Raw genomic sequence first — 7,538 nt, forward strand, 5'->3', positions numbered from 1 at the left:
TCTTAACTTAATGACATTGAGCAATAGCTGTGCTTTTAAAACAATGTATTAACTTTCTTTGTATGTGTTACTCTCATTATTTGAAATTTCTTCTATCTGATTTTCATCTGTTGACACTTCATCATTAAGAGTTTCTACATTCCAATCCTTAAACTTATCATTAGAACTAATACTATTCTCTTCTACAGGAACATCATTTTTCTCTTTCGGAGAATCTAACACTATTTTTTCCGCATCAAATTCTGCAAGAGTTTTCCCTTCCATTATTGCATTAAATTCTTCCGCAGTAAGTTTTTCTCTTTCAAGTAGAGCTTTTGCAACATCATGAAGTTTATCTATATTCTCTTTAAGAATAGTTTCTGTTCTCTCATAAGCCTCATCAATTAAAGCTTTAATTTCTCTATCTATCTTAGATGCAACCTCTTCAGAGAAATCTCTTGTTCTTCCAAAGTCTCTTCCCATGAATACTTCACCATCTTCTTTTCCAAAAGATATAGGTCCTAGAGCATCTGTCATACCATATTCCATAACCATCTTCTTAGCTATTGATGTAGTTCTATCTATATCATTTTTTGCTCCTGTACTTATATCTCCAAGAATTAACGCTTCAGCAACTCTTCCACCTAAAAGACCAACCATATCATCTCTAAGTTTAGACTTAGATGTATATGCTGTATCTTCATTAGGTAGATGTAAAGTATATCCTCCTGCCATGCCTCTTGGAATAATACTAATTTCATGCACAGCGTAAGAATTAGGTAAGTATTTAGATACTACTGCGTGACCAGCTTCATGATATGCAGTTAAATTCTTATCTTTCTCACTAATAACTCTGGATTTTTTTTCTGGTCCAGCCATTACTCTAGTTATAGATTCTTCTAACTCTTCCATAGTTATAACTTTTCTTCTAGCTCTAACAGTTAATAAAGCAGATTCATTCATTAGATTTTCAAGGTCTGCCCCAGTAAATCCTGGTGTTCTCTTTGCAAGTATTTTTAAGTCTACATCTTCATTTAAAGGTTTATTCTTAGAGTGAACTTTTAATATTTCTTCTCTTCCTTTAACATCAGGTACACCAACAACTATCTGTCTATCAAATCTACCTGGTCTTAAAAGAGCTGGGTCTAAAATATCTGGTCTATTTGTAGCGGCTACCATTATTATGCCTTCATTTACACCAAATCCATCCATTTCAACAAGAAGTTGGTTTAAGGTTTGCTCTCTTTCATCATGACCTCCACCCATACCAGCACCTCTTTGTCTACCTACAGCATCAATTTCATCTATAAAGATGATACATGGTGCANNGGTCAAAACGACCTGGACGTAGCAACGCTGGATCTAAAACATCCGAACGGTTCGTTGCGGCAATGACGATCACGCCTTCATTCCCATCAAAACCATCCATTTCAACCAACAACTGGTTCAATGTTTGTTCCCGCTCATCATGTCCGCCACCCATACCGGCACCACGTTGGCGACCAACTGCATCGATTTCATCGATAAAGATAATCGCAGGCGCGTTTTTCTTCGCTGTTTCAAATAAATCCCGGACACGGCTAGCACCGACCCCGACAAACATTTCAACGAAATCTGACCCTGATATACTGAAAAATGGAACTCCAGCTTCTCCAGCTACTGCTTTTGCTAAAAGAGTTTTTCCTGTTCCTGGAGGACCAACTAATAGTACTCCTTTTGGAATTCTAGCTCCTACTTCCATATATCTCTTAGGATTTTTAAGAAAATCTACTATTTCCTCAAGCTCTTGCTTTTCTTCATCAGCTCCAGCTACATTTTTAAAGGTAACCTTTTTATCACCTTCTAAAGGTACAGCCATCTTAGCTTTACTTTTACCAAAGCTCATAACCCCACGGCCGCCTCCGCCACCGCTTCCACTAGATTGATTCATAAACATTACCCAAAATAACACTACCATTCCTATCACAAGAAGCGTAGGTAAAATTCTCATCCAAACTGGAACTGTAGCAGGTGGATCATATTTTTCATTCATATCAGGGTTTGGATTTTCTTTAAGTATTTGAGAATACCTTGATTGTAAAATATTTACACTGAATTCAGTACCATCACTTAATTTACCCCTTACTGATGTACCATCAGACGATGTTTGTATGGCTGATACTTGTTTTTGTTGCATATATTTTTCAAATTCTGTTACACTTATTTCTTTTAAAGTTCCTGTACTATCGAATAATGATAATGCAGAAAATATAACTAGTATTAATACTAAAAACCAAATTGTTGCACTAGAAATTTTTTTCATTTAAAGCCCCCCTCTCTCTACGGTTCAATATCACTAAAAATTCTATCATATGAGTTTTTCCTTTACAACATCAATAATATTAATTATTAATGAACTACTATTCTATTCTATTTTAAAAATAAATAAGATTATATCTATATAGTATAAAACTTTACTACTTCATATATACGTGTTCATCTAATATTCCTATATAAGGAAGATTCCTATAAATTTCAGCATAGTCAAGACCATATCCTACTAAGAAATAATCCGGAACATCAAAACCAAGATATTTAACATCTAGTTCTTCCTTTCTTCTTTCAGGTTTATTAAGTAAACAAGCTATTTCAAGACTCCTTGGATTTCTAGCACCTAAGTATTTCATAAGATATTTAAGAGTTACTCCACTATCTATAATATCTTCTACTATCAACACATCCTTGCCTTTTATTTCAAAATCTAAATCCTTTATTATTTTTACTATTCCTGAAGATTGTGTAGCGTCTCCATAGCTAGATACAGCCATAAAATCCATCTTACAAGGTATAGTTATGTTTTTCATTAAATCAGACATAAACATTACTGAACCCTTTAGAATACCAAGTACAATTAAATCTCTACCTGCATATTCCTTTGATATTTTAGCCCCTATTTCTTTAGTTTTTTCTGTCAAAACCTCTTCAGTTAATAAAACTTCTTTAATGTCCTTATTCATGTTTTTCCTGCCTTTCCACACTTACTTCTATAATTTTTTTTACTCCTTCATGGATTTTAAATTTATCACTTATTTTATATCCAATTATCCATGAAATATCTTCATCAAAACAAATCAGAGGCACAAAATCTCTTTCTTCTCTTGGAATCTTTAAGTCTATAAATATGTCCTTTAACTTCTTGCTACCTTTCATCCCAAGAGGATAAAATCTATCCCCATTCCTTCTAAATCTTAATGCTATATTTTTTATATTAGTACCATTAAAATATTTTATGTTATCATTAGACTTAAAATTCATTTTTTTATCACTATCTATAGATCTTATATATACTTTAAGTCCTAACTCTTCAATGTAATTATTACCCATATTAAGATTTATAATAGTATCTATATCAACTTTACATTGTTTTTTTTGCCTTGTTATTTCAATATTACCGTATACATTCTTGATTAATATTTCTTTTGGAACAATTGTAAATTTTCCTGTGCCAGATTTTTGTAAGTTTATAATATTATCGATATGTATGCTTTGAATATTGTTTATATCCCCTTTGACTTCTAATAGAGCTTTTCTTATAACTCTACTTGCTAAAGATGGATGAAGATAAAATACATCTTTATATATTATAACCTTATCTTCTCCTATATCACAATATTTTTGAAAAACTTTGATTGCATTTTCTTGAATATAATCCTCATCACGTTTGATAAGTTCACACATTCTATTTAAGGTTGTAATTATATCTGAGTTAAAGTTTTGTTGTATATAAGGTATCAATTCTAATCGGATCTTATTTCTTGAATATATAGGCTCATAATTTGTTTGATCTATTCTAGCTGGAAGATTGTTTTCTTTACAGTAACCCTCGATTTCTTGTCTGCTCACATTTATTATCGGTCTTATATATACTTCATCTCTTACAGGTTTAATCCCTATAAGCCCTTCTATTCCAGTTCCTCTCATTAACCTCATAAGTACTGTTTCTGCTTGATCATTAAGATTATGAGCTAATGCAACTTTATTTGCATTAAGCTTTTTTAGAAGCTCTTCAAAAAATCCATATCTGGCATCCCTACCAGCCATCTCCGTGGATATATTGTTTTCACAAGCTATGAAGTTTATATCTATAGACTTGCTAAAGAATTCAATTTGATTTTCTTTGCAAAACCTTCTACAAGTAGCTTCATCCTCATCTGATTCACTGCCTCTTAACATATGATTCACATGAGCTGCATATAGTTTTATATTATAATCATCCATTAATGTAGACAAAACATGCAATAAACTTATAGAGTCAGGACCTCCAGATAATGCAACTATAACTTTGTCTCCTTTATTCAACATTCGATTTTCTTCAATAGTTTTAATAACTTGATTTCTCATATTATTATTATGTACTTTCGGCCACTCTTTATCTTCCATAAAAACACTTCCTAAAAATATAGTTTTAAGTCATAATATCATAAATGTAAGAATTTTAAAACAAATATAATAAAAAATGAAGAAATGTTTACACACCTCTTCACTTTTTTTATTATAACCATTATAAATTAGCTATAATTAACTTTCTAATTTACTTAACCCAAATTAAGCCGTGTGAACTCTAGAAACCATAACTGTCATATCATCCTTAACCTTATTTTTTCCTATTCTCTTCGCTTCATTAATTATACCCTTAGATAGTTCCTCTGGACTCACATTATCATTTCTACATAAATAATCCAATATCCAATCTATCTTACCACTAGATTCTTCATCACAGTCTGTAATTCCATCTGTTAACATAACAATCAGATCGCCATTTTTTACTTTCTTACTATGAATCTCTATATCTGCTTCATCTAGTATTCCAATAGGTAAACTTCTAGATTTAATAATATCTATGGTATCACTACTCTTTACAATACTAGCTACTGCTCCCACCTTCATAAAATCTACTTCTCCACTATACAAGTCAATTGCACTTAAGTCTACTGTAGAGAATTTTTCATCCTCTGAAAATTTAAGGCTCATTATAGAGTTAACTGTATTTATAGCTGTAGTTCTACTAAATCCTGCACCTGTAAATTTCTCAATTAATTCAACTACAGCCTTACTTTCTCTTCCTGCCTGTGGACCTGAGCCCATTCCATCACTAATAACCATCATGTAACTACCATCATATCCTTCTCCAAAATTAAAATTATCTCCAAAGATAGTTTGTCCATCTTTACATGCCCTAGATACGCTAGTAGTTACTCCAAACTTAGGTACTTCTTCAAACATAGCAGTACACTTATTAGTTATAGGATTAATCTTACACCCGTCGACTTTTAATTTCATTTTATAACCTACACAGTCATTAATTAAAGGTAGCATTTTTTTTACACATAAATTTCTTCCATTGCAACAATTACAGGTTATCTGTATATTTAGTCTTTCATTCTTGTCTTTTATTGCAAATACATCATCAATTTCTATATCGTACTTTTCAAGAATTCTTATAATCTTTTTTTCTGAATCTTTGTCTTCATTAAAGTCTGATGAAAACTCTTCCATAATCTCATCTACAGACTTAGCCATGTTATTGAATTGATTTGCAATTAGCTCTCTGCCCTCTGCTAATCTACTTCTCCACATTTCACTTATAATAAATTTATTTATTATATCTTCTGTATTCCTTATTAGCGAAGCTTTCCTTATACATTTCTTTTCTAATAATTGCGGAAAAATGTTAGTTCTATTCTGAGCATTTTCTAAAAGTTCTCCAAAAGCCTTATAGGTATTTATCATTTCTCTTCCCCAGCATATTCCGCATGTATCACAGCTATTACATACTCTATTAGCTAAATTCTCTATAAGCCCACTACTTTTAGTACTCATATCCAGCTTATCATTATCAGCTAAATTATTCAACGTGCCAGCCATATTTAGAAGCACTTCAGAAAACTTATCTAACCTATCTGTGAAAATTCCCTTTACTTTATTAACATATCCTTCTTCATATCTTTTACTTTTTTTCTCTACATCTAATTCTCCAGATATAGTTTCATATATATCATTAGGTATAACTACAAATAACGCTGTAGATAAAATCCCTTCTGCCAATATAAATTGTGAAATTCCTTCTGGTATATAAGTAGCTATATAAATCTTCATTATGCAAAATACTATAAATGATGCTAAAGATGAAATCAACTTTCCACCTTCTCTAAATATCCCTGAAGTTAAGGCACATACTCCCAATACTGTTGCATAACCAAAAATATTCTGGCTAGACATTCCCACAATTACACCCATAGCAATTCCTGCTGTAGCACCTATGCTTGTACCACAAACATAACCTATAATAGATACAACTGCAATACTTAATACACTTAAAATTGATATATTGAAAACTTCAATACCCCAAGTACCTGCAATTATTAAAGCTATTAATATACTCATAGAAACTATTTCTTCATTTGAAAATAAATGCTTTGTTCTTATCTTTTTAAAGCTGTTAATACTATACTCCAGTATTAAGTAAACAGGTATTATACTTACTCCTTCTAATGCAGTATTACCAAGTGCCAACAGTAGTGTATACTGATTTACTAACATAGTATATGCAAAAATCATTATTAAAGTTGCTCCTATAATAGCAAACTTTTGAATATTCTTTTTTATAAAACTATTTAAAATTAAACATATTATAACCAAAGTTGGAACTATAGTTATATACATTAAGGAATTTTCTAGTACACCTATTGTAGTTATGTAGCCCAATATAGATCCCAGCCCAACAAATAAAGATAATTTATTATCCCCTAAGAATAGTATTGTAAGTAAAAATGCAATTCCAAAAGGTGCAGATTTATTTATCATTATTACTCTACTAACTAATATAGCAACACAGAAAAACATAATACTCTTCGCTATTATTTTTGCTCCGTCACCCTCTTTATCATTACTAATAACCATACTGCTTTTTACTCTTTTATACGTCTTAATATTTTCTCCATATTGCATAATAATTTCACCCACCTGTATTTTTTTTACAGGTTAATTATATCAATGTTCATTGGAAATAAATGTAATTTAATAGGACCTACATAAAGAAATTTATTACAATAAACTCCATTTATCTCTCTTTTAATTTTTAGTTTATGGCTCTAAATTATTAAGTTATTTGGCTTATAGTATGACTTTAGTAAATCTATACCCCTTAATTTTCTTATTTTTATATATTATATTTTTATGTCATGAATAATAATTATAAAAGGTTTCATGGGGAAAATATTTTTCATATAAATATAATTAATTAATATACTTATATTTATATTTATTTTTGAACTCTGTTTATAAATTCAATTCATTAAACTTTTTATAAATTAACTAATCTTATTTAAAAGAAAAAATGGATTGAATATATATTCAATCCACTCTTATGGTTGCGGGGGCAGGACTTGAACCTACGACCTTCGGGTTATGAGCCCGACGAGCTGCCAACTGCTCCACCCCGCGTCATTTGGTGCTGAAGACCGGAATCGAACCGGTACGGTGTTTAACCACCGCAGGATTTTAAGTCCTGTGCGTCTGCC

Annotated in this window: 3 protein-coding genes, 1 tRNA gene and 3 pseudogenes; all 7 read right to left on the minus strand. The window is 31.1% G+C overall.

Annotation, left to right across the window (positions count from 1 at the left end; genetic code table 11):
* Positions 1-48 precede the first annotated feature (48 nt).
* A pseudogene (locus B2671_RS09490) lies at positions 49-1,305 on the minus strand (ATP-dependent metallopeptidase FtsH/Yme1/Tma family protein); the annotation flags it as partial.
* A gap of 4 nt (positions 1,306-1,309) precedes the next feature.
* Positions 1,310-1,861 (minus strand): annotated as a pseudogene (locus B2671_RS17595) (AAA family ATPase); the annotation flags it as partial.
* Between the two features lie 210 nt (positions 1,862-2,071).
* Positions 2,072-2,281, minus strand: a pseudogene (locus tag B2671_RS17600) (ATP-dependent metallopeptidase FtsH/Yme1/Tma family protein); the annotation flags it as partial.
* Positions 2,282-2,435: 154 nt separating this feature from the next.
* A complete protein-coding gene (gene hpt, locus B2671_RS09500) occupies positions 2,436-2,975 on the minus strand; it encodes a hypoxanthine phosphoribosyltransferase (protein ID WP_346870202.1) in 540 nt (179 codons plus the stop codon).
* Positions 2,968-4,398: a tRNA lysidine(34) synthetase TilS gene (tilS, locus tag B2671_RS09505; protein ID WP_346870203.1), complete on the minus strand. Its 1,431-nt coding sequence runs from the start codon at positions 4,396-4,398 to the stop codon at positions 2,968-2,970. The genes hpt and tilS overlap by 8 nt, the downstream gene beginning before the upstream one ends.
* A 165-nt stretch (positions 4,399-4,563) precedes the next feature.
* Positions 4,564-6,966 carry a stage II sporulation protein E gene (gene spoIIE, locus B2671_RS09510; protein ID WP_346870204.1) on the minus strand — a complete coding sequence of 801 codons (2,403 nt, stop codon included), beginning with the start codon at positions 6,964-6,966 and terminating at the stop codon, positions 4,564-4,566.
* A 419-nt stretch (positions 6,967-7,385) separates the two neighbouring features.
* Positions 7,386-7,461, minus strand: a tRNA-Met gene (locus tag B2671_RS09515).
* Positions 7,462-7,538 lie beyond the last annotated feature (77 nt).

This window comes from Clostridium sp. UBA5119 (assembly GCF_002414285.1).
In the GTDB taxonomy this organism is placed as follows: Bacteria; Bacillota; Clostridia; order Clostridiales; family Clostridiaceae; genus Clostridium_J; species Clostridium_J sulfidigenes.

Coding starts and splice junctions, on each gene's coding strand:
- hpt (WP_346870202.1), bottom strand. CDS start 2,975: ATGAATAAGGACATTAAAGAAGTTTTATTAACTGAAGAGGTTTTGACA.
- tilS (WP_346870203.1), bottom strand. CDS start 4,398: ATGGAAGATAAAGAGTGGCCGAAAGTACATAATAATAATATGAGAAAT.
- spoIIE (WP_346870204.1), bottom strand. CDS start 6,966: ATGCAATATGGAGAAAATATTAAGACGTATAAAAGAGTAAAAAGCAGT.